Genomic DNA, 24,894 nt, shown 5'->3' with positions numbered 1-24,894 from the left:
ATTTAAGGGAATGAATTAATCCTTAAACTGACTTTCAATTTCAAGTGGGTTTATAGGTTTTACCCTATCCCAAAAAGATATCACGTTAATAATCTTCCACTGATCGTCTTTTTTTTGCATTAGTCTTGATTCACTACTTAAGTAATACTTATTTTTTTCATCCACAAGATTATATTGGTTCCATTTTGCATAGGCAGAACGATCGCTATTAAATTTTATATCAAATTTCTTACGTTTAGGATTAGAGTATTTAGGTTTTTCATTTTCAACATAAAAACCTGTCATCATAATTTTCTAAGCAGTCACTAAAATTTTTCAACCGAGTAGGATTAACAAAACAATCTAATTTTTTTCAAATAAAATGTTTAAAAAACTTATTAATTTTCTTTACATTTGATTAATATCAACCTTAAAGTTACCTAATCGGTTACCTGAAGGAAAGAAAATTAAGAAAAGTACTGAATTTAAAGGTATACTGGGAAGGGTCTAATAGCCCTGTCATCCCGACTTTTTAAGATATCAAAATATCACAAAAATTATCAAAATCCTATATTTAATTTCTTTAATAGGTATATCGCTATTTAGTACGGGAAAATAAAAAAAAACGAGCATACAGAAATTTCCATATGCTCGTTATTAAAAATATATTTTGCAAATTTTAAATTATCTCTGTTTTACCTGGGGTTGGAATTGGATATAGTCCATCTTTACCCGGTACAGTTGGAGGAGTAGACTCCCAGGTTACCTCTTCTGGCATTAAAACTTTATCTGATTTTAAAGCTTCATCCCAGTTAATTATTTGACCTGAATAGGTAGCCATTCTTCCCATGATGGCAGTCATGGTACTTTTTGCTCCATTTTCCGCATCACTTATAACCTCCTTATTTCTTATGGAAGCAAAGAGTTTATCGTGCTCTACCTGATAGGGGTTTGGATCCCTTCGGTTTCTGTATTCAAAGATATTATTACCTTCTATATCTGTAATACTAGCAGCACCTGCATCATTCATATGAACAGATCCTTTTGTACCCTGAAAATCCTCTCCCACCTTAGACCAGGTCCCAGGTTGATGACGACATTGACTTGAAATTACTGCACCCCCAGGATATTTAAATTCTACAAAATGATGATCAAAAATCTCCCCATGTTCAGAACCTGTTCTTACAAGGCGTCCTCCCATACCCTGAGCAGAAACGGGATATTCTCCAATAAACCAGTTTGCAACATCTATATTATGAATGTGCTGTTCAAGGATATGATCTCCACACAGCCAATTAAAATAATACCAATTCCGCATTTGGTACTCCATTTCGCTCTGGCCTGCTCTTCTGGGATTTACCCATACTCCGCCGCTGTTCCAATATACCTGGCCCGAAATTATTTTTCCAATCGCATTTTGATTAATTTTTTCTTCCATTGCGATGTAATTGTTTTGGTAATGCCGCTGAAGACCAACAACCACATTTAGTTTATTCGCTTTCGCAACTTTGGCCATTTCGAGTACTTTTCTTATTCCAGGTACATCGGTAGCCACGGGTTTTTCCATAAACACATGCTTGCCTGCATTTATAGCATACTCAAAATGATAGGGCCTGAAGCCCGGCGGAGTTGCCATGATAACCACATCTGCCTGGTCTATGGCTTTTTTATAAGCATCAAAACCAACAAATTTATTTTTCTCCTTAACATTTACTTTTTTTGTTCCTTCAAATTCTTTTTGAAGGCTTTGTAGGCTTCCGTTCAACCTATCTTCAAAGGCATCAGCCATTGCTACTAATTCCACATTTTCATCAGCCTTCAATGCCTGGTTTGCTGCTCCTGTACCTCTACCTCCACAGCCTACCACTGCTATCTTTAAGGTTTTATCATTAAAAACATTTGCCATAGCCCCCATTTCCATAGCGGGTAGCATCATTCCGGCTGTGAAAAGAGCTGTATTCTTGCAAAAAGTTCTTCTTGAAGATTGCAAATCAGGTTTCTGGTTCTTTTTAGAGTTATTCATTATTCTATTGTTTTAAAGTTACGGGGTTTGTGAACCCCAATATTTTTCATAATCGGTTTCTGATGGTGGATTTGGAGTCCTTACAATTCTAAATCCTACAAATGGGGCATCTGTATTCCACCATCTACTTTTAGGAAATTGCGGATCCCGCATTTTCCAATTTTCTAGTGAGCCCAATCGGGCGGCACTTCTTAAATACTCGGCATCATCATAATAAGAGCCTCCTCTAACCGAGCGTGGATATTCAGTTTCAGGAAATTCTATAGGGTTTATTGTTACAGATTTCCTGGTTCTATAAACTTCTGGCAGGTATTGATCTAGTGTCCATTCTGCTACATTTCCATACATATCATAAAGCCCCCAGGGATTCGGCTTTTTTTGACCTACTCTATGATAAGAATTTTCGCTATTGCCATAAAACCAGGCATATTCGTCCAAATCTTCTATATTATCTCCAAAATGAAACGCTGTAGTAGTACCCGCACGAGCTGCATATTCCCATTCGGCTTCTGTAGGCAACCGATAAAAATGGCCTGTTTTGGCAGATAACCATTCGCAAAATTTAGAAGCCGCATGATGGGTTACATTTCCTACCGGTAAACCTTCACCGGTACCCATCCCCAGGCTCATATCTACATAAGGAATAGTAGCTCCCGAGACTGCATCTACTACTATATCTACCTCCCCCGCTTTGGCAGTTGGTGGAACTCCATCTATTGCCCTGTTCACAAACAAATTATATAACTCCCAGGTAATTTCATGTTTGGCCATCCAGAAAGCGTCTACTTTCACTTCATGTACAGGACCTTCGTCCATATAGCGGTTTTCTTCACCTTCCGGACTTCCCATTGTAAAGGTTCCGGCAGGGATTGCTACCATTTCAATTACCAAATCTGATCCTGCTATTTGCTGAGTATAATCTTCAAGTTGCTTTTCCTGGGAAGAAGCTATTGTAACAACTAAAAGAAACAGTAAAATAAACAGGTTTTGTCTACTTTTCATCTTTATAAATTTTCTGACTTCTTAAATAAATACTGGTTGAAAATGGGATTGAGTTTATAAATGAGTAAGTTCTACTTTGCTAAATTCTACTTCGGCACCTTCAGCCTGTAAGGCGATATGTCCTTTTTTTGCTGTAGAATTAAATCCTTCATTTACCAGATCGCCATTCACCCATACTTTAATAGTATCTGCACGGCTTTCAATTACCATATTATTCCATTCTCCCAAAGCATTCTCAGAATCGTCGGTTAAATTTTTAATCCTGCGTTCTTTTCCTTCTGTTATACCCCAGTTTTCCTTGGGCCCTCTACGCTCTTCCATGTTAGGAACTTCAACATTTTCTACTATACACCAAAAATCACCTGCATTTTCGTGCATCATTTGCACTTCTATTGATTTTGGAAACATACCATACAAAGCACGCGGGGTAGATGCATGTACTAACACTCCACAATTTCCTGGTTCTCCCGGAAAGCGATAATCCACGTCCAGTTTATAGTTTTGATATACTGAATCTATAATTAGATGCCCCTGCGGTTCACCCAAACTAACCAATAAGCCGTCCCTAATTATAAATGGACTTTTAGCACCAGGATCTTCATCCATTTTAGGTACATCCACATGCCATCCTGAAAGATCTTTCCCATTAAATAGATTGATTGTGTCACTCCGTTTTGTTTCGTGGCTTTTACAGGAGAATATTAAAAAGGATAATATATAAATTGCTATATAATTTTTCATCTAAATCTTTTAAAATTAAATATGTTTAAATAAAACGCCAGGAAAAGATTTTATCATCTTAAATTCCCGACGTTTATTTTCACTTAGTTTAATATCCAGGGTTTTGAATCAATTGATCATTTCTATTCATCTCATCCCTTGGTATTGCAATGAAATACATCTTATCGAGCCATTCACGGTTTTCTATTCCCGGTGAGAGATCTCTGACTTCATATTCGTAATTATAACTGGAAGGGTCATATCTATATATCTGGATATTGGCTCCCGGTTTAAGAAACCCTTCTACGTCAATAATACGAACCTGTTGCCCAAGGGTTTGGGGTGCTATCATCCATCTCCGGGCATCATGAAAACGATGTTCCTCATAAACCAACTCCACCAGACGTTCTTGTCTATATTGCTCCATCAAATCCTGTCCAGATGCTGTAATAGCTGGCATACCAGCTCTATAACGAATTTTATTAAGCCATTCTTTAGCCATATCTTCTTCCCCTAGTTCTATAGAAGCTTCAACATAATTAAGTACGGCTTCTGTATATTTAAGAAAGGGAAAAGGAATCTGCTGACGAACATTCTGATCCACGATAGCAGGATCTGGATCGGTAAATTTTCTTACATAATATCCAGTATGAGTTCCATTCCAGTCTTCTATGGCACTACTACGTGTATCTAAACCATTATGTGTTATGGTTTCTCCGGTACCAGATTTTACTTCATAAGTTCCCGTCTGGATTTGGTCAAATGGATCACTACCAGCCACATCTGCGGTTCGGGGTTTCCAGTCTGCACCATCGTATAAAATAGTAGCATAAAATCGTGGATCCCGATTATCATATGGATTATTAGCATGTTCGGAATTATTCCAGTTAAACTCATTTCCATCTATGAGCTCATAGTGGTCTACTAAATTTTGGGTAGGAGCATTCCCCGCCCAGTTATGATAACCATTTGGACCATTATAAAGTCCTATCTGTTGTCCTGATTCATTTTTTGCAGCTACAAAATACCGTGCAAAAAGTAGTTCGGTAGCTGCTGCAGGATCTGCCATAACACTGCCACCTCCAAGGGAAAGGGCCATATAGTTTTCTTTGCCTTCTTCTGCAGAAACGGGTTCAATTAGATCCATTTTATATCCTCTATTTAAATCTACAACCTCTTTGGCTGCAGCCTGTGCTCTTCTCCAACGGTCTTGTTGATTTCCACTTACATAACCAAGATATTCGGGATTAGAATAACCGGCAATATCAGACGAGTTAGCCGAGGCTGTTGGTATATCGTGAAGATCACTCGCTGCGTATAATAATACCCTTGCTTTAAGAGCAAGCGCAGCTTCCATACTAGCCCTCCCATCTACATTTAAGCCTTCCAATAAAGGTTTGGCACTATCTAAGTCTGAAACAATAAATTCTACAGTTTCTTCAAATGTATTTCTAGGAATCTCCAGGTCTTCGGAATCTAACGTATAAACCTTGTCAACGATAGGTACTCCTCCATGCATCCTTAAAAGGTTATGGTAGTAATACGCTCGTAAAAACAATGCTTCTCCTCTAAGCTGATTAACCATATCTGGATCATCAAAACCAGGCTCTTCCAAATTCTCTAAAGCGATATTAGCCGCACGAATTCGACCATATAGGTCTCCCCAGTTATACGTATAATTTATAAATCCTCTTTCCGCAGGTCCAGATCGCGATTCGGTGATGGTATTAATCCCTCTACCAGGGTGTGTAAACAAAGCTTCATCTGATAGTGAAGCCATCATTTGTTCATCAAATCCTCCCTGTCCTAAACCATTGTATATTTCGAGTACAAAGGCCTCTGCCAGGGCTGCATCCACCCAAACATCTGATTGCGAGAATTCATCTAAAGGTTGGGTATCTACAAAATCGTCATTACAACCTACTACTGCAAAAAGTAAGAGCAGGAAATATCCTATATTTTTCATTCTATAATTTTTCATATTTCGAGAATATTTAAAAAGTTACTGCTACTCCCAAATTCAAAATTCGAGATTGTGGATAATAATGTCCAATGGAGTTGGTCACTTCGGGGTCATAGGCAGTCATGCCACTCCAGGTAATAAGATTAAAACCGCTTGTGTAAACCCTTAGACTACTCATTCCAATCTTTTCCCCTATTTCAACTGGAAGTGTATATCCTAATTCCACATTTTTTAAACGGATATAGTCTGTACTCTGAAGCCAATAGGTATTATTATAAGAATAATATTGATTACCACGATCGGTGATACGAGGATGAACCGAACTGGGATTCTCTACGGTCCAACGATTATCGTAATGTTCCTCCAGGTAATTTCCAATAGATCCGGCCTCATCAGTACCAACTCTTATTTCTCCTCCGGCAGCACCCTGAAAAAGGACAGAAAGATCAAAGCCTTTATATTGGGCTCCAAAGTTAAGCCCGCCCTGGAAGGTTGGGGTGGTGTTTTTATCCCGACGTACTCTGTCATCTGGTGTAATAGAACCATCTCCATCATAATCCCGGTACTTCATATCCCCAGGCCGGATGGTATTAGTAATATCACTATAATCAAGAGTATTACTGGCTATATCTTCTTCATCTACAAAAACTCCATCATAGATATAATACAAACCGGAATTTATTGTTCTTCCTGTAGTTCGTTGCCATTCTGGCGCACCCGGCGCCTCGTCCCAGAAAATAATTTTGTTCTTGGCATATCCTCCATTAACATTTACATTGTAGGTAACTTCACCAGCCTTACCACTGTGCCCAATATTAAAGTCAAATCCTCTGTTTTCAATTTCACCAATATTTTCAGCCGGAAGTGTCATCCCCGCTGATTGCGGTATAGAAGCGTTTCTTCTCCAGAGAATATTAGAACGTTTGTTTAAGAATACATCAAATTCAAAATTAATCGCACCCTCAAACATCTGTCCATCCAATCCTATATTATAGTTATTAGCAACCTCCCAAGTAATTAGTGGATTTGGGACTCTACTTTCGAAGAGAGTTTGGTTTACAGCCCCGCCGGCAACGTATGAACCAAGTCCATAGGTAGCAAAGTACTGGTATTCCTGAAGCACATCATCGTAATATACATTATCATTACCCATTTGCCCCCAGGAAGCTCTTAATTTCAAGAAGTTAACTACAGAAACATTCTCCTTCCAAAAATTTTCTTCAGAGATACGCCATCCAAGCATAAAACCTGGAAAGAAGCCGTAGCGGTTCTCTGATGGAAACATATAAGAACCATCATATCTCCACAAGAATTCAGCTAGATATTTTTGTTTATAATTATATCCAACTCTGCCAAAATAATTTAACCTTGCTCGCTCCCAGGCGCTTCCTGAGTTGTTGAGTTCCTCTCTACCACCCGCGAACATTTGATCTACTGTAGTTGACAGGAAATACCTTCGAAAAGCTCCAAAAGTTTCATTGTTGATGGTTTCACGGTTTACCCCTGCGAGCAAATTAATCTCATGATCTCCAAAATCTCTATCATAGCTCAATACGCCACCCAAGAGAATATTTAACTGATCTTCATTTCCCTGATTTAAGTTTGGCTCAGCCGGCCCTCTTTGACCTCTTATGAGTGCAGGAGTTTCACCATCATCTTCATAATCCCCCTGCCACGTGTATAAATACCAGGGCGTTTGCCAGGTTTTAGTCTGCCTAACATATTTATCTACGGCTGCGGTACCTGTAAATTTCAGCCCTTCTACCCAGGGTGCTTCAATTACTACCTTCCCGTTGGTCTGAAAATAATATCTTTTATCCCGGTTATATCCGGTTTGGTCTGTTGTGATTACCACAGGGTTTTGACCATTCTCAATATCAGGACCCGGCATACCATTTGGCCAATAGGCATTGGAAACGGGACTACCTCTCATTAACATCCGGAAAATATCTGAAGCGGCCTGGGTGGGAAAATTTCTGTCTTCTTCTCTTCCCAATACTCCAATTTGTGTGCTGATATAATCACTAATTTCCGCATCCATATTAACACGAATTCCATATTGCTGATAATTTGTCGCCGAATTTTTGTAAAAGGCATCTTGATCCTGATAATTAATGGAGGCTATTAGGTTAACGTCTTCACTTCCCCCACTAATTTGTAAATTATGTTTTTGCTGGGTAGACCAATCTTTTAGAGTTTCTCCAAACCAGTCGGTATTGGGATAATTCCAGGGATCTTCTCCACTTCGAAAGAGTGCAAATTCCTCTGGCGTAAATGGCGCCAATACTTCATTTCCATCAGGTCGGGTATAGACACCTGTGGACTGAAAGGCACTATTTGCAGGTTCCCATTCATTAACAGGAAGTTTATAAACTTCCAGGTCATTTCTCATCTCAGCGTATTGAACGGCATCAGCCAGATCTGGAATTACTGTAGGCTGCGTGAATCCCATATTATAATTATATGATAATTGGGCCTTTCCTTCCCTTCCTCTTTTGGTGGTAACCAAAATAACTCCGTTTGCTGCTCGAGCTCCATAAATAGCTCCAGAAGCATCTTTAAGAACAGAAATATCTGCAATATCTGCTGGGTTTAATCGTTCAAAACCCCCAGCTCTGGCAGGAATACCGTCAATTACAACTAAGGGACTACTATCTCCTAAAGTATTGGTTCCCCTAATTCTAATATTAGAGCCATCATAGCCTGGCTCACCACTTCCCTGGGTAGCAACAACTCCCGGAATTCTACCTGTTAATGCGTTAGATACATTTAGGTTCGCAGATTTTTGAATTTCTTCCCCACCGACCGTAGCAACTGATCCAACTATATTCTCTCGTTTTTGAGTACCATAGCCCACTACAACAACCTCATCCAATTGAGCCTGATCTTCCTGAAGTACTATCTCCAAAGTAGCTTGTCCATCTACACTCACTTCCTGAGTCAAAAAACCTAAATAGGAAAAAAGTAATACCGCATCCGATCCTACGGTTATTTCATAATTTCCATCAAAGTCTGTGACTACTCCATTAGTAGTTCCTTTTTCTATTACATTCGCACCCGGTATAGGCATCCCGGTGGGATCTGTTACGACACCCCTTACGGTCTGTTGGGTTTTCGAAGTTGATTTTTTAGGGGAATATCCCAGTGATATTAATTCATTTTTATCTGGAAGTTTTAAGTCCGGAACGAATTCTTCCGAAAATAGCGTTTCTTCACCTGGACTATTTCCTGTGGCGGAAACTACCATCGGACAGATAATAAATGGTAAGTAAAAAAATATTAATTTATTCATATTAAATTTAAATTTCAAAACGCATCCAGTGTTCTATAAGACCACGTTTCTGGTTAATTAAATGAATGAATTTTCTCTTTTCATAAGCTTTTTTTGTTTTGTGCATTCTGTTTAAATTGGTTTATTTCATTGGCGGGGCAGATTTAATTAATACTTATTTTAGAATGTGGTCATTTATGTTTAAATCCATCTATAAGGAAGAATTTTAATTAAACGTTTTAGTAAATACGTAATATGCATCCATAATTTATTAGGTCTTAATTCTATCACGATATATTAAATTCGTGCTTCTTAATTGTATTTATATATACTGGCCTTATCGTTATTGCGGGAAATGACTAACCTTTTTGCTCCATTATTGAAGCGCATAAGATTAGCATCTCGAATATCTCCGGATAACCATAAACTCGAAAATTGGTTATTAGTGGTAACTTCTTTATCAATTACATTCAAAAGAACTCCCTTTGATGCATCAGATTTTCCTAAATTCACTCTATAAGGGAAAAAATTTCCAAGAGCTACGATATCATTCTTCCCATTACCAGTAAAATCATCAAAGGCAAAAGCATTGATCATTGATAATTGAGACATCTCTGGCAGGGAGGTTAAATTAAACTTACCATTACCAAGATTATCTACATACTTCGAGCTTAGTTCATTAATCTCAAGGATTGAAGTAGATGTTACATTTGCTGCTTTTAGCAAATCCTTCATAGTTGCACTGGCATAGTCATCATAAGAAGTATATTTCTTTCGTAGTGAAGCTACCTGCCCAAGCATTTCATCTCTTCCTGGGAGAGGGTAACTCTCCCCGTCTATATAGTATGACAATACCGGATCAAAATTCCCGTCTTTATTTATATCCTGAACATAGTATACCATTGGTTCTGTCGCGGAAGCATAAAATTGAGTATTGAGCCCCGCATTTCCAAGAAGAAAATCTATATCTCCATCAAGATCATAATCCTGTGCATCTATGCTACTCCACCAACCCTTCGTCTTATCCAGGTTCAATTCTGTGGTCTTATCTGTAAGAATACCATTGTTGTTTTTAAGTACCGTTAAGGGCATCCACTCCCCAACTATAAAGAGATCTGGCCAGGAATCATTGTCAATATCTGTCCAAACGGCATCTGTTACCATTCCTAGTTTTTCCAAAGCTATTTCTTTGGTATTTGTGAATTTCACAATACTATCCCGGCTGTCATTTCTTAACAATATACTCTGCGAGGCGAAAGGATAATTCTTTGCTTTATGGCGTCCTCCTACGAAGAGGTCAAGATCTCCGTCCTTATCATAGTCTGTAGAAACCACCACTCCCCCACTGAAAGAAGTATTAGGTAGGGAGTTTACTGCTTTTTCAAAGTTCCCAGCTCCATCATTAATATAAAGCCTATCCTCATAAAAAGAAGATCCTACAGGTTTTTCATTTCCCCCACTCAATACATACATATCAAGATCACCGTCAGTATCAGCATCAAAAAAGTGTATTCCTACATCCTCACTGTAAACATCTTCTGGTGCCGTCCAGGGCTGCCCTTTTGGCCCTTTCTCTAAAGTTCCATTATCTTTTCCCAAATACATCTGCCCTGACTGACCGGAAGCTCCTCCAAAAAAAACATCATCATTACCATCTCCATTAACGTCTCCAACAGCCATTCTACCTCCTAAACGGGATAATTGATATGGTACTAATCCCTGATGAAGAAAATCTACATAATCGTTTTCCTTATGCTCAAAATCTAATCCTGATGATTTTGTCACCTCTTTAAATAAAAGTGTTTCGATGTCTATTGGTGATTGGTACTTATTGACCGCATCAGTTTGATTAATAGTCAAAACTTGATTAGAATCTATATTTTCAAGAATAGATACTCTTCCATCTGGCCAAACCACCTCCAACTTTTTTAAGTTTTTTTCTTTACCTATCCCTATTGTCAATTGAGGTTCAACAGAAGATAAATATCCTCGCGTATAATAGGCTTCATGATAAAGCTTCTTTTGATCTCCTAGTGTTGTGATGACTTTTGCTCCCAGACCAAATGTATTATGGCCTTCCCCCTTCAGCTTTATTTTAACATAATTATTCTTATGAGACTCCTGCTGGTTGTTTTGATATATGGTAACAGGATCATTTAAATTACTAACTACAAGATCAAGGTCTCCATCATTATCCAGGTCTGCATAGGCCGCGCCAGTAGAAACAGAGGGTTTATCCAGGCCCCATTTTGTAGCGTGGTTTTCAAATTTTATTCCATTAGTGTTTCGAAAGGAGTAATTTGAAATTTTAGTAGAAGGCATTTTACTAATTAACGGTAATAAATCAACTGTTTGATTCCTGGCATTAGCTTCGGATATTTCCTTACTTGTAGTGAAGTTCACAAAATCGAGATTGGTCACGTCCCGTAGATAGCCATTGGTTATAAAAAGATCTTTTAAACCATCATTATCAAAATCGGCAAACAGTGTGGCCCAGCTCCAATCTGTATTAGAAATCCCCGAAAATTGGGCAATTTCGCTAAAACGCGGAATTGAATCTTCGGCAAGCCCACGATTAAGCTGAAATGTATTTCTCATATATTGATGGTGATAGCCGCTATCTACCGCTTTGGAGAATTTATTGTATTCATCGGGTCCTTTCAGAATTTTTTGTCTGTAATTATCTTCAGGAAGCATATCAGCCACAAAAATATCAGGGAGACCATCATTATTAACATCAGCAATATCTGATCCCATACCGTATTTTGAAAGCTGTCCCATGGCGAGATGAGAAATTTCCTTAAAAGTCCCATCTCTATTATTCAAATAGCAAAAATCCTGCTCTTCGTAATCGTTAGTTACATATATATCTGGCCAGCCATCTTTGTTAATATCTGAAATTGATGCACTTAATCCAAAATTAAGCCCGCTGCCATGTATCCCGGTTGTTTCGGTTACTTCCGTGAAGTTATTATTGTCATTTCTGTATAATTTATTACCGAAATAGGGATGTCTTAAACTCCTTAATTTTTGCACATTAAAAAATGCCGAATAAAACATATTCGCGTGGTTCAATAAAAACATATCAAGATCTCCATCCAGATCGTAGTCAAAAAAATAGGCTTGAGAAGTAAAGGTACCCCGAGCATCGACTCCATATTCACGAGCACTTTCCGTAAAAGTAGGAGTTCCACCTTTTTTTCCTCCGTCATTAATAAAGAGTTGGTTTGATCTGGAAGAGTACTCCTTTACAATGGCCTTGTTGTATCCTTCAGAAGGGGAATTTCCAGAATAGGAAACGTAAATATCCAACCAGCCATCTCCATTTATATCCACCAGGCTTACCCCTGTGTTCCAGTCATTTCTACCCTGAAGACCTGCTTGAAGAGTAACCTCCTCAAATTTCCAGTCTCCAAGATTAAGGAATAATTTATTTGGCACCTGGTTACCTATAAAATAAATATCAGTCAAGCCGTCATTATTTAGATCTCCAACTGCTACCCCCGCTCCATTATAGGTATATTCATAAGTCATTATATTATTATGTCCATCTTCTGTAATATCATTAGAAAACACTATTCCTGTTTCATCAGAAGACATTTCTGTAAACATACCAGGTTTCTCACATCCCTGGATTATAATGATTAATCCCAGAGTAAGACCCGACGCTATATTTCGTAAAAACTTTTCTAATTTCATAAACTTAGAGGAACACTATAACGGTTACTACTACTTACCTGCTACTCGCTTTTCACTGATAAGTGTTTTTACCACTTTTTGAAGTTTATCTGGCTTATTTTCATACTCACTTAAATCAATAATTTCTACTTTTCGGAAGTCAGTAGGATGACTTTCACTTTGTAACGAAATTGTACCTTCTTTTAAAAGCTCCCCATCATCTCTTTGTGGCTTACTATAACGCATTACCTCTTCCCCGTTTACATAGTGAACCATTAATGAATCTCTTAGCACCAGCACTTCTACCCGAACCCACTGATCTCCATGATAGGTATGAGAAGAAGATTCTTTGCAATGAGTTTTTATGAGTTTGTCTTTCATTATATATTGGGTTCCAGGAGTACAAAGATTAGCAGTAGATCGTTCATTTTCTCCGTTACCCCCAAGTAATTGGACTTCTATTGAATTAGGAAAGTCCTGATCTTTGCCCATAGTTGTCGGCTCCTGTCCATGTAACATAATTCCATTATTTCTATAGGCCCAACCACCTGGATTGTTAGTAACCTGGTCGCCTATAAAGCGATATTCCACTCCTATGAGATAAGAGGAGAAAGACTCCTTATAAAATATATGTCCGAACTTATTATCAAACCCCCCGTCATATTGATCGTATCTAATTTGTAAGTTCCCATCTTCTACTCTGAAAGTATTACCGAAGTTCTCACCAAGATCATATCCGCGAATTTTAACTTCCCAATTATCTAAGTTCTCTCCATTAAAGAGGGGTTGCCATTGACGTGATTTTTGTGAAGTACATATAAAACTTCCTAAAATAATTCCAAATGCTACGTTTATGAGGGGCTTAAACATATATATTTATTTAGTTGAAAACGATAACCAGAATTCTCCAATCCGATTCCTCCTATTACATTCAAGTCTAGCTTACTTGTAGGTAAAAACAAGAATGAAATAGTTATTAAAAAATTAGTTTTATAGCTTGTGATCTTTTATTGGATAAGCTAAATTTTGTAAAAAATTTAGCTCAGATAAACAGTGGGAAATCACATTAAACAATATTTAATATTAAGTTAACAGATTTATTAGGAAATGAATATATAAATATTATTTCTAAATAAATGTACCTCATACATTTTTTTTCATTTTTTTAGAAAATTCTTATTATAATCAAATTTCACCTAAAAAATTTTTAATAAAAAAAACAGGATAGCTTTACCGAAATTTCATTCTGTTGTCAGGGAATAAAGAGAAATTTATAAAACTCAAGTTTTGGAAGAAAAACGAAAATTAGTTCTGGTAATAATATAAAGCGATAGATTGTTTTCCAACCTAATTCTAACCGCTTTTAATGTGAATTACAAAATTTGCTTGTAGGTTCAAATCAGATTTAGCGCTGTTCACTGCTCCAAACTTAAAAAATTTGACAATTGAGGAAGGCTATTATTTAGTCAAAAAAAGGCGGGTTTGAATCACCCATCTTCTGGTGACATTAAATTCATAAAGTATATAAAAAATAAAAACCTTTCCGCGAACGGAAAGGTTTTAAAATTAATCCGAAAACATATTCTTTATGCTTAACACCTAAGTATTCCTATCCCCAAATAAAAATACTTAAAAAACATGCATCGAATTAATCCCCAAATTATATCGTTAAAAAGTTTCTAGCTCTAACTACTTAACTATGCTACTGAACTTATCTTTTAGTGATTTTTCATATTTGTTATAATTAATTAAATATACCTGCTCCTCTAAAAGAGCCTTCTCTCTCCATGTGAGAGAATTTGGTAATTCGTTACTTCGCCCCATTTTTTTAAGATTCATTATTAATTAGAGAATATCTTCTCTATACCTTCAATAGATGTGAAGTCTTTACTCAACATCTTCTAATTTGATCCTAAACAATGGCCATAATAATTTGAGTAACTTTTCGAATATCCCAGGTATTACTTATTTTATCAATGACTATTTTTAGTTGGATATTTACGCTTCCCGTCAAAAGTAGAAAAGATGCAGAAAGGATTAAAAAAAATGTCGTGAACGGCCACTTTTTTGTCGTGAACGAGTATTTTAAACATAATGAACGTATTTTTTACATCTTTAAAACAGATAAGTTCTTCATAAAGAATTTTAATTGATTTAATATTGAAGTGTTATAGCTATAGCTCTTTTAAATAATTATATATTTTACTTAAAAAACTATAATGCTTCTTTACATTTGATCTAATATTCTTTAAATCAAAATTTGAAAAAATTATTTGCTGTATTTATTTTCCTTTTTTCAGTTACACTTTGGTGTCAGGAAGATAATTCTCTATTGGTTAGTAAAAATACCTTTTCGTTTAGAGAAGGTTATTTAACCTCTAATCCCTTCCACTCTATCTACGATACCAACGGATGGCTATGGATTTTAGGCGAGAACAAACTTTCAAACGAATATATTTTAGGAGAACAGGAAATTATTATTCAACGTTTTGATGGGGCTAATTTCTTCACATTAAAATTACCTGAAACCTTTAATAAAAAAATTAAAGATGGCTATTTCTTTAAAGGTCAGGACCACGGACTTTATTTAAAATTATATTATCAGGCTGCTCGAGCTGAATTATTTTATATCAATACAGAAACCTTAGCGCTTAAAGCTGTCAAAGAATATAATAAGCTTAACGAAAACTTTTTATTTTCAAAAGCCTACACTGCTGAAGATTCAAGCCGTATTGTTCTTACGTCAAATAATAAATTTTATAGTGCCACACTTAATAAGTTAAGTCTAAGGTTTATTGATTCTTTACCCTTTGAAAGACCGGTTGCTCAACCGGTTCTGGCTGAGCCAATCACAATGGATGACTTTACCCTGATAAAATTACAAACCAAAAAAGAGGGCGTTTTTTTGAATAAGGAGGGAAAGTTCATAAAAAAAATAGCCGAAAGTGATTTTGAAGCCACAAATAGAATTAATTTTTATCCAACAATAATACAGCCCCCTTTTAAAGTCAGTGATGCCTTTTACACCTATATTGATAACTATAAGAATGTCTTCAAATTCAATAAAGAATTTAAAAAATTCGTAGAAATACCTCATACTGATAGTGTATTAAGCGGAAATAAAAAACTGCAGTTTACTTCAGGTTTCAACTATGGCTTTTCCACTGAAATTGACGGAGACTTCACAGCAGTGGAGTTATATCGCCTTAAAGATTTTCAAAATGAATTATTTACTACAATTAAAGTAAAAAATATATCAGGAATTGCTTACAGGGATTTTGAAAAAGACCTGATAATACTCGACGGGAACACCTTAGAATCCTATTCTTTTATAAAAAGTAAAATCAAAACTTTTTTAAAAGATAAAAGTGTACGGTCAATAAAAAAATTGGAAGAAAACAAGTATATCATAGCAACAGATAAAGAAGGGCTTTACAAGATCGACGTAAAAGAAAATACAGAAGAAAGAATAAAAATTCTATCCGATTCTAACGAGTTAAACATTAATTACTCCCGGAGTATTTTCAATGGAAAAGACACCAATCTTATAATTGCGGACTCTGATTATCTATATACCCTGAATTCAAATTATGAGGTAATTCAGGACAAAACGATAGAAATATATAGCGGAATAATTATAAAACTAAAAGACACCTTATTTACGGCAGATCCAGGAGGTGGAATTTATAAATATAGTCTTAAAGAAAATAGCTATACTAAAATTGCAAATACCGAGGCTATACAAGTAAAGGAATTTGCTACAGATGGTACCGCCCTCTTTGCAAACACTGCTCAGGGAATTTTTGAATACGAGAACGGGAAATTTAATACCTATTCATTTGAAAATGTAGAAACAGATCACTTGCTATCTATAAACTATCTGCAAGATTATGGCATTCTGGTTTCCACAAAGTTCGGTGAGATTTATACATTCAATACAACAACTAAAAAATTAAATCTGCTTTATAAAGATGCATTAAATGCATCCATTGTTGGGATGGTTGCAGATGACAACGGAACTTTATGGTTAAATACCTATGCCGGGATTGTATCCTTAAACCCATCTTCAAAAAAAATTATTAGATATACTACAAAAGATGGCGTTTATGAGCTAGAAGGCAATAGGTTTAGTACCTATAAAGATGAACAGAATGGTAGTATTTTAATGGGAAGTAATAAAGGGCTTAGCTATTTTAAGCCAGATGAGTTAGTTGAAAGTAATTTAAAAGCACAACCTCAATTTACTTCAATCTCATTTTTTAATTCAGAAAACGATCGCTGGGAAGTTAACACTTCTCCAGACTTTTTAAATAATACTCGTAAGATTGATTTGCCTTCAGAATACAGAAGATTTTCTGCAACACTCTCTGTTTTTGGACAGCTAAACCCTCAGGATATTACGTACCGGTATCGCTTATTAAATATTGGAAGTAACTCAGACTGGTTTACCACCTACGCTGGTAAAGAAATTTTATTCGCAAATCTGGCAGCAGGAGTTTATAATTTAGAAGTTGAGGCCTACAGTGCCTCTAAAGAAAAAATAGGAGAAACGATAGTTCTAAAAGTAATTTCTAAAGAAGTTTTTTATAAAACCTGGTGGTTTATTTTATTGATTCTCCTTTTTGTTGTCATTTCTGTTCTATTTCTATTTTACCAATATAAAGTAAAACAGAAATTATTTACAAAAAATAAAATTGCATTGAACGAAGCGCAAATTAAAAATACTATGATGTTAGAAATTCATCATAGAATTAAGAATAATCTTCAAATTGTTTCCGGGCTGTTAGGCTTACAAATGGCAAACAGTAAAAACGAAGAATTAAAAGTAAAATTACAGGATAGCCAAAGCAGGATTGAGTCTATCGCAGGTATTCACAATCTGTTATATAATTCAAGCAACCAGGATCTTATTTCTGTTAGAGAAAATATAGAAAGCTGTGTTGCCTATTACAAAAAGCTTTTTCCTACTAATGTTACGTATCATCTAGATATAGACAGTTCCATTTTAAGCGTCACTCAAGCCACCCCTTTTTCACTTTTACTAAATGAACTAATAAATAACTCAAATAAACACGCTTTTCATCAAACCAAGAATCCCGAAATATTCATAAATTTTCAGCAGAGGGATAAAAAGTATGTATTTATATATTTGGACAATGGTAATTTTACCCAACAGGCAACCCAGAAACAAACTATGGGTATGAAAATTATAGGAATGATGAACAGGCAATTGAAAGGAGAATTAAAGATTGAAAACACTACTAATTTTAAATTAATCTTACATTTTTCGAAAAATGAATAGCATAAAGATCTATATTTTAGAAGACGAAATAATAACCCAGGAGCTTCTAAAACAGACACTGGAAGATTTAGGCTTTAAAATTTGTGGGATGGCAACAAATGCAGAAACCGCACTCGCCGAGATTGCCCTTTTAAAACCAGATATTGCTATTTTAGATATTAGAGTAGAAGGCCCGCAGACAGGGATATGGTTAGGGAACCAGTTAGATATTCCTCTCATCTATTTAACAGCTTTTAATGATGTAGACACCATAAAAAAAGCAATTGCTACAACACCAACAAGTTACCTGGTAAAACCCCTTAATAATAAGGATTTATATATTGCTGTTGAATTAGCTGTAAGTAAAATAAAAAATAAGTCACAAATAATAGTGAAGGATAAAGACAAAAAAATCATCCTTTCTGAAGATCAGATTTTATATGCAAAGAAAGAAGATCAATATCTAATATTACATTTAAAAGATTCTGAAAAATTAATAAGGTCCAGTATTAAAGATTTTTTGGAACAAATGAATTCTCTATCATTTTTGCAAGTACATCGTTCCTATGTAATCAATAAAGATTGTGTTACTGCATTTAATAGCAAAGAAATAATTATTAATAACAGCCGCATTCCCATATCAAAAAGCTATGCTAAAGAGATTTTAGAAGAAATTTCTTAATTATTATCCAGCCCTGGTTTTCACTTATCATTTATCTATAGTTTTTATTGATTATCATGCAGTAACTTAGTTTTACTCCAATACTGGTTTTTATAAGGGCACATAGATCATTACATTTTAAATCCTTACGTTTCCAAAATTTCGTAAAATTTAAATAGAATGTTATTTTTTCCTTAGATGACGTTAAAACATTTAGTCATTTCTTACAATAAATATAAATTGTAAGTATGGGAAAAAAGAAACTAAAAAGGTCCCTGGGATTATGGGACATTTTAATGTTCGGGATTGGTGGTATTGTAGGTGCCGGTATTTATGCAATTATAGGAGAAGCAGCAGCACTTGGCGGCAATATGCTTTGGCTAAGTTTTATTATAGCTGCAACAGTAGCTCTTTTAACGGGATTGTCTTACGCCGAATTTGTTAGTCGGTTTCCAGATTCCGGTGGGAGTTTTGAATATATTAAACAAAGCCTGGGTAAAAAGCCGGCTTTTTTTATGTCTATTTTTATGGTATTTACCGGTGTGGTAGCCGCCGCTGCCATAGCTATTAGCTTTGCCAGTTACTTAAATAGATTATGGGATTTCCCGGCATGGATAATTGTAATAGGCATAGTTGCGTTAATGGCCCTCTTCAATATTTTTGGCGCTAAATACAGTTCTTATTATAATTCGGTTGCTACTGTAATAACCCTGGCGGGACTTGCCGCCGTTATTGTAGTTTGTATTCCCGAGTTTGGTTCTACAGATCTTACCAAGCTTAATGATTCTGGCTGGAATGGAATTATAGCCGGTAGTGCTTTAATTTTCTTTAGTTATATAGGTTTCGAAGATCTGGTAAAAATGGCTGAAGAAACTAAAAATCCTGAAAAGAATATGCCCAAAGGGGTACTTCTAAGTGGTTTGGCTGTACTTATTTTGTATGTTCTAATTGCCATAAGTTCCGTAAGTGTATTAGAATGGCAAAAACTTGCAGAATCTGAAGGACCGCTGGCTGCTGTAATAGAAACTAAATGGGGCAGGCTTGGCGCTACAGGGCTGGTTGTAGTGGCTCTTTTTGCCACGAGCAAAACCATTTTAAGCAATATATTGGGAACTTCCAGATTACTTTATGATGTTGCCCGGGATAGCGGGGTAACCTGGTTAAAAAAGTTTACAACCATATCAGGTATAGGAAATGCTCCAAATTACGCCATTATTGCCATCGCAATTCTAGCTATTGCTTTCGGACTGTTAGGAGATTTAAAAATGGTAGCCAGTATCAGTAATATTTTTATTTTTATTGTTTTTGGAATGGTGAATTTTTCATTATTAATGTTTCGTTATAAAAACAGAAAAAATAAGAAAAAAGCTCCTTTTCATATTCCTCTAAAGGTAAATAATATTCCCATTCCTACTGTTATTGCCTTGCTTACCATCCTCATTTTATTTGGCTATAACCTATACAACCTAACCCAGGGCAGTATGTAAGTTGAAATTTTTTGAAAATTATGGATAGGTTAATATCAATTAGAAAGTTTTTCAGTTTCCTATTTATAAAAAAACTTACTTCTAATTGCATGTTGAATCACGATGATGGCTGTTTGAATCATATTTTTTAGCTCAAAAAATTCCGGATTACTATTCTTATATAATTTTTCAAGTTTTTCATCTAAAAATTTCAATTTCGAAAATACTCTCTTCTTTTCATTTTCTTCGGAAGTATAAAGCAAATTATAGCTCATGAGTCGATTTAGCTCTTTTTCGAAATTATTTAGAATATCATTTTCTTCTTTGCTTCCATCAATTTGAAAAATCACCTCCTGTTCACATTCCTCTAACGGGATTGAATCCAATTTTTCTACCACATTACCTGCGGCCTGATGAGAGAATACAAGAGCTTCCAGCAAAGAATTTGAAGCCAACCTGTTGGCGCCATGCAAACCGGTGTGTGCACATTCCCCCGAGGCATAAAGTTTATTAATGCTAGTCCTGGCAAATTTATCTACCTGAATTCCACCGCACTGGTAATGAGCGGCCGGCACAATAGGGAGAAGATCTTTTTTAAAATCTATCCCTTCATCCAGGCAATATTGTACAATGGTTGGAAAATGACTTTTGAAAGCTTCTGTTTCAAGGTGTCGGCAATCAAGAAATACCGATTCTTTACCAGATTGTTGCAGCTCTCTCATAATTGCTTCAGAAACTATATCGCGGGTTGCCAGTTCTCCGTTAACATCATATTTAAAAAGGAATCTATTTCCGGCACTGTCAATTACGTATGCCCCAAAACCTCTAACCGCTTCAGAAATAAGGAACAAAGAATGCTGGTTTTTAGTATAAAGGGCTGTGGGGTGAAATTGAATAAAATTCATGTTTGATATTGCTGCGCCCGCTCTGTACGCCATTGCAATTCCGTCTCCTGTTGCAACTGAAGGATTTGTAGTATTTTGAAATATTCTTCCACTTCCGCCGGTGGCCAAAAATGTAACGCGAGAGCTTATGCTTACCACTGCAGCCTTTTGCCTGTCTATCGCCCTTACTCCTATGCAGGTTGTAATAGATTTTTCTTTTTTCAGAATTAAATCGGTCACAAAATAATGATCGCAAAAAATAATATTTGAATAAGATGCTGCTTTTTGAAGCAATTTAGTCTCCATTTCCTTCCCTGTAAGATCCTGGTGATGAACAATTCGTTTTTGTGAATGTCCGCCTTCCAGTCCAAGTTCAAGTTCTCCCAGTTCATTTGCGTCAAAGCTGGTCCCCCAATTAATAAGTTCGTACAATCTCTCCGGAGCCTGAGAAATTACCATTTTTACGACTTCGGGATCATTTATGCCTTTACCGGCTTTCATGGTGTCCTCTATATGTTGCTCAAAACTATCCCTTATTTTATCGAGTACTACCGCAATCCCTCCTTGCGCTTTAGTAGTATTACCAACATCATTATTACTCTTTGTAAGCACGTGAATAATGGCATCAGGTTTTGCTGCAGCTACCTTAATTGCAAATGATAACCCGGCAATTCCTGAACCTATAACTAAAACATCTGTTTTCATAATTTACAGTTCCATCATACGTTTTATTGGTCTGTGAGCAGCTTTCATCAGGCTCTCAGCCAGTACTATTTCGGGCGATTCATCCTTTAAACAGTTGTATAATTTTTGTAGCGTGTTCATTTTCATAAAAGCACATTCACTGCAAGCACAGCTATTATCTTCTTTTGCGGGTGCCGGTATCAAGGTTTTATCAGGTACATCCATTTGCATTTGATAAAGAATTCCTGCCTCTGTAGCTACAATAAAAGTATCCTGCTTACTGGATTTTACGAAATTGAGCATTCCAGAAGTAGACCCTATGTAATTTGCAATTTTAAGAATATGTTCTTCGGATTCCGGATGAGCTATAATTTTAGCCGAAGGATACTTTGCGTACAATTCCAACAATTTATCTATAGAAAAAGCTTCATGAACAATACACGCGCCATCCCAGAGTAACATTTTCCTGCCGGTTTTTTCTATTAAATACCGGCCAAGATTCTTATCGGGTGCAAAAATAATGGGCTTATCTAAAGGAATGGAGTTTATCACTCTTTCGGCATTAGAGGAGGTACAAACCACATCACTCATTGCCTTAATTTCAGCAGAACAATTAATATAAGTGACCACCACGTAATTGGGATATTGATCTTTTAATTGCTGAAAAGCTTCAGGAGGACAACTTTCAGCTAAAGAACAACCCGCGTTAAGATCGGGTAAAAGAACTTTTCTGGACGGATTCAGGATCTTGGCAGTTTCAGCCATAAAATGTACGCCGGCAAAAACAATAATATCAGCATTTGTGGTAGCAGCTTTTTTGGCCAGCTCCAGACTATCTCCGACAAAATCAGCGATCTCCTGGATTTCCGGTTCCTGATAATAATGAGCCAGGATAACGGCATTTTTCGTTTTTTTTAATATTGAAATCTCTTCTTGTAGTGATAATTTATTTTCCGTTAACACACTCATTATGATGGTTTTTAGAGAAAAAAGAATTCAGAAACTTTTGAAAATCTAATCTTCTGAAACTATCAGAAGAATATAATTGAATTAAGCTACCTCCCAGCAAACCCAGGCACTCACCGTAAACGGTTAAGAAATTTGCAAAGTAAACCCCGAAGCATTTAATCTCGATTATAGAGTAAAATTAATAGGATTTTATTCTGCGATTTATGACCCTAATCAGGAAAAAGGAATTTCTTATCATTTCTGAATTTTTCTACAGTGAAAAATTCAGCTATTACAGCTATTTATACAAATTTCTGCAATGTGATTGCGATCATAAATTTGTGTATGCCTTAAAATCTTTCTTTGTAAAAATTAAATTTTACAAAAATGAATGATACGATTGATACTTCTAAACTCGCTGCAGGACACCCGGTAAGTGTATATTTTCAGGAAAAAGAATTGATAAAATTACTTACTGAAGAATTAAAAAATACAAATCCCACGGCTGAATATCAAAAGTTCTATAATATTTTCAATCAGTTGCAATCTATAGAAAGACGTTTTGAGAGAAAAGAGAACCAACTATTTCCTTTCCTGGAACAAAAAGGATGGAACGGCCCATCACAGGGAATGTGGTCTTTTCACGACACTTTAAGAGAGCAGTTTAGATTATTGCGAAAAAAAATTGAAGCAAGGGAAATAGAAGAAATAGATCAGGACGTACAATATCTTATCAGCGGAATTTTTAGATTGTTATTAATTGAAGAAACAACATTATTTCCAAACGCTCTAAAAATACTAACGGAAGAAGATTGGACCAAAGTACGTGCGGGCGAAGAAGAAATAGGTTGGATGCTACCGCAGATTCCACCAGCCTTTCCTAATAAGGAATATATACATCCCAGCCAGGATTTCACCAAAAGAGAGCTTTCATTTTCGCTAGAGAATACCGCCCATTACGATGAAGGTTATATGACGGTAGAACAGGTAAACCTGCTTCTTAAAACTATGCCGTTAGACCTTACTTATGTAGATGAGAATGATAAAGTGATATTTTACAATCGTGGAGAAGAACGTGTATTTCCCAGAAGTGCGGGTATTATTGGCCGTGAAGTAAAATTTTGTCATCCTCCAAAAAGTGTAGGTACTGTTTTAAAAATTTTGGAAGAATTTAGAAAAGGAACTAAAAGTGAATCATCTTTCTGGATTAATTTTAAAGGTCGACTTATCTACATCAGGTATTTTGCTGTTCGTGATGCTCAGAAAAATTATAAAGGTGTAATTGAAATGTCTCAGGATATTACAGATATTAAGAATATAGAAGGGGAAAAACGCCTATTGGATTGGGATTAAAAATTAGGTAATCACCAAGTGATTAAAAGAATACCCAGGAAGAAACTCGAAAACAATAAGCTTATGCCTGTGTATTAGGAAACAAGATAGCAGCCGCTTTTTTTGATAATTTTAAAAACCTTTACTTTGCTAAAATCCATTTCCTGACTTTTTAAATATATCATTATGAAATATTCTTCCAATTTTAAAACTTTACTTCCCCTGTTCCTTTTAATTATCGCTCCTTTGGTGAACCAGGCTCAAGAACAGGAATATTATGAACTCAAGGTTTATGAATTTGAAAACCACGATCAGGTAGAAAAGACCGAAAATTACCTTCAAAACGCACTACTCCCCGGCTTAAAGGATTTAGGAGTGAAAAATATTGGTGTTTTCAAACCCAAGGCCGACAGCCTAAATAAACTGTATGTGTTGATTCCTTATACTTCTTTAGAGGAATTTGCGTCAAAAAATAAAGCCTTTCAGAATTCAGAAGTTTTTCAGCAAAAAGATGGTGATTATATATCGGGTTCAAATGATAATCCACCTTATAAAAGGATGAGTACCATTTTGCTAAAAGCATTTAAAGATATGCCGGTAATGAAACCTTCAGCAATTGAGGGGCCAAAAAAAGACCGGGTTTATGAACTAAGAAGTTATCAATCCTCAACCGAAGCTTTGCTGAAGAATAAGATAAAAATGTTTAATGAAGGAGGGGAAATAAAGCTTTTTGATGAATTGGATTTTAATGCTGTATTTTATGGTGAAGTGATAGCAGGGCCCCATATGCCAAATCTTATGTACCTCACAACATTTAGCGACCAGGAATCGAGAGATGAGCACTGGGAAAGCTTTGGCAACTCACCCGTATGGAAGAAAATGGAAGCTATTCCCGAATACCAAGGCAATGTTTCTAAAATAGATATTCACTATTTATATCCTACCGATTATTCTGATTATTAGTAAAAAATTATAGTCCAGAAAGTAACACATAAACTCTGG

Annotated in this window: 15 protein-coding genes; 5 read left to right on the top strand and 10 right to left on the bottom strand. The window is 35.9% G+C overall.

Features of this window, described 5'->3' with window-relative positions; all coding sequences use genetic code 11:
• Positions 1-15: 15 nt before the first annotated feature.
• The 8 genes from AO058_RS11385 to AO058_RS11350 form a co-directional block, all read right to left on the bottom strand.
• On the bottom strand, positions 16-288 hold the full coding sequence (locus tag AO058_RS11385) for a hypothetical protein (protein ID WP_156858143.1): 273 nt from the start codon (positions 286-288) through the stop codon (positions 16-18).
• A 370-nt stretch (positions 289-658) separates the two neighbouring features.
• Complete coding sequence (locus AO058_RS11380; protein ID WP_075326673.1) at positions 659-2,002, bottom strand: Gfo/Idh/MocA family protein; 1,344 nt, start codon at positions 2,000-2,002, stop codon at positions 659-661.
• An 18-nt stretch (positions 2,003-2,020) separates the two neighbouring features.
• Positions 2,021-3,004 carry a formylglycine-generating enzyme family protein gene (locus AO058_RS11375; protein WP_075326672.1) on the bottom strand — a complete coding sequence of 328 codons (984 nt, stop codon included), beginning with the start codon at positions 3,002-3,004 and terminating at the stop codon, positions 2,021-2,023.
• A gap of 54 nt (positions 3,005-3,058) precedes the next feature.
• Positions 3,059-3,745 (bottom strand): 3-keto-disaccharide hydrolase, encoded by a 687-nt coding sequence (locus AO058_RS11370; protein WP_075326671.1) that lies wholly within the window; start codon positions 3,743-3,745, stop codon positions 3,059-3,061.
• 88 nt (positions 3,746-3,833) lie between these two features.
• Positions 3,834-5,690, bottom strand: coding sequence for a RagB/SusD family nutrient uptake outer membrane protein (locus tag AO058_RS11365; RefSeq protein WP_232228829.1), 1,857 nt, complete (start codon positions 5,688-5,690; stop codon positions 3,834-3,836).
• A 28-nt stretch (positions 5,691-5,718) separates the two neighbouring features.
• Positions 5,719-8,979, bottom strand: coding sequence for a SusC/RagA family TonB-linked outer membrane protein (locus AO058_RS11360; protein WP_232228828.1), 3,261 nt, complete (start codon positions 8,977-8,979; stop codon positions 5,719-5,721).
• Positions 8,980-9,270: 291 nt separating this feature from the next.
• Positions 9,271-12,657 (bottom strand): VCBS repeat-containing protein, encoded by a 3,387-nt coding sequence (locus AO058_RS11355; protein ID WP_075326669.1) that lies wholly within the window; start codon positions 12,655-12,657, stop codon positions 9,271-9,273.
• Between the two features lie 30 nt (positions 12,658-12,687).
• Positions 12,688-13,506 (bottom strand): 3-keto-disaccharide hydrolase, encoded by an 819-nt coding sequence (locus AO058_RS11350; RefSeq protein WP_075326668.1) that lies wholly within the window; start codon positions 13,504-13,506, stop codon positions 12,688-12,690.
• 1,390 nt (positions 13,507-14,896) lie between these two features.
• Between AO058_RS11350 and AO058_RS11345 the strand changes: the two genes are divergently transcribed.
• The 3 genes from AO058_RS11345 (at position 14,897) to AO058_RS11335 (ending at position 20,065) form a co-directional block, all read left to right on the top strand.
• A complete protein-coding gene (locus tag AO058_RS11345; protein WP_075326667.1) occupies positions 14,897-17,938 on the top strand; it encodes a histidine kinase dimerization/phosphoacceptor domain -containing protein in 3,042 nt (1,013 codons plus the stop codon).
• Positions 17,931-18,599 carry a LytR/AlgR family response regulator transcription factor gene (locus AO058_RS11340; protein WP_075326666.1) on the top strand — a complete coding sequence of 223 codons (669 nt, stop codon included), beginning with the start codon at positions 17,931-17,933 and terminating at the stop codon, positions 18,597-18,599. The genes AO058_RS11345 and AO058_RS11340 overlap by 8 nt, the downstream gene beginning before the upstream one ends.
• Positions 18,600-18,826: 227 nt before the next feature.
• On the top strand, positions 18,827-20,065 hold the full coding sequence (locus AO058_RS11335) for an APC family permease (protein WP_075326665.1): 1,239 nt from the start codon (positions 18,827-18,829) through the stop codon (positions 20,063-20,065).
• Between the two features lie 59 nt (positions 20,066-20,124).
• Here the strand turns inward: AO058_RS11335 and nadB are convergent, their stop codons facing one another.
• A complete protein-coding gene (gene nadB, locus AO058_RS11330) occupies positions 20,125-21,633 on the bottom strand; it encodes an L-aspartate oxidase (RefSeq protein ID WP_156858142.1) in 1,509 nt (502 codons plus the stop codon).
• Between the two features lie 3 nt (positions 21,634-21,636).
• Positions 21,637-22,581: a quinolinate synthase NadA gene (gene nadA, locus AO058_RS11325; RefSeq protein WP_075326663.1), complete on the bottom strand. Its 945-nt coding sequence runs from the start codon at positions 22,579-22,581 to the stop codon at positions 21,637-21,639.
• Positions 22,582-22,947: 366 nt separating this feature from the next.
• On the opposite strand from nadA, the gene AO058_RS11320 reads away from it, so the two are divergent.
• Together AO058_RS11320 and AO058_RS11315 are read left to right on the top strand one after the other, a co-directional pair.
• A complete protein-coding gene (locus AO058_RS11320) occupies positions 22,948-23,913 on the top strand; it encodes a DUF438 domain-containing protein (RefSeq protein WP_075326662.1) in 966 nt (321 codons plus the stop codon).
• A 165-nt stretch (positions 23,914-24,078) separates the two neighbouring features.
• Entirely contained in the window at positions 24,079-24,855 is a 777-nt protein-coding gene (locus tag AO058_RS11315; protein WP_075326661.1) for an NIPSNAP family protein, read from the top strand.
• Positions 24,856-24,894: the final 39 nt, after the last annotated feature.

This window comes from Salegentibacter sp. T436, from assembly GCF_001932675.1.
Classification (GTDB): Bacteria; Bacteroidota; Bacteroidia; order Flavobacteriales; family Flavobacteriaceae; genus Salegentibacter; species Salegentibacter agarivorans.
Note: the sequence above shows the minus strand (reverse complement) of the source record. Positions and strands in the feature narration are given on the sequence as shown.

Coding starts and splice junctions, on each gene's coding strand:
- AO058_RS11385 (WP_156858143.1), bottom strand. CDS start 288: ATGATGACAGGTTTTTATGTTGAAAATGAAAAACCTAAATACTCTAAT.
- AO058_RS11380 (WP_075326673.1), bottom strand. CDS start 2,002: ATGAATAACTCTAAAAAGAACCAGAAACCTGATTTGCAATCTTCAAGA.
- AO058_RS11375 (WP_075326672.1), bottom strand. CDS start 3,004: ATGAAAAGTAGACAAAACCTGTTTATTTTACTGTTTCTTTTAGTTGTT.
- AO058_RS11370 (WP_075326671.1), bottom strand. CDS start 3,745: ATGAAAAATTATATAGCAATTTATATATTATCCTTTTTAATATTCTCC.
- AO058_RS11365 (WP_232228829.1), bottom strand. CDS start 5,690: ATGAAAAATATAGGATATTTCCTGCTCTTACTTTTTGCAGTAGTAGGT.
- AO058_RS11360 (WP_232228828.1), bottom strand. CDS start 8,979: ATGAATAAATTAATATTTTTTTACTTACCATTTATTATCTGTCCGATG.
- AO058_RS11355 (WP_075326669.1), bottom strand. CDS start 12,657: ATGAAATTAGAAAAGTTTTTACGAAATATAGCGTCGGGTCTTACTCTG.
- AO058_RS11350 (WP_075326668.1), bottom strand. CDS start 13,506: ATGTTTAAGCCCCTCATAAACGTAGCATTTGGAATTATTTTAGGAAGT.
- AO058_RS11340 (WP_075326666.1), top strand. CDS start 17,931: ATGAATAGCATAAAGATCTATATTTTAGAAGACGAAATAATAACCCAG.
- AO058_RS11335 (WP_075326665.1), top strand. CDS start 18,827: ATGGGAAAAAAGAAACTAAAAAGGTCCCTGGGATTATGGGACATTTTA.
- nadB (WP_156858142.1), bottom strand. CDS start 21,633: ATGAAAACAGATGTTTTAGTTATAGGTTCAGGAATTGCCGGGTTATCA.
- nadA (WP_075326663.1), bottom strand. CDS start 22,581: ATGAGTGTGTTAACGGAAAATAAATTATCACTACAAGAAGAGATTTCA.
- AO058_RS11320 (WP_075326662.1), top strand. CDS start 22,948: ATGAATGATACGATTGATACTTCTAAACTCGCTGCAGGACACCCGGTA.
- AO058_RS11315 (WP_075326661.1), top strand. CDS start 24,079: ATGAAATATTCTTCCAATTTTAAAACTTTACTTCCCCTGTTCCTTTTA.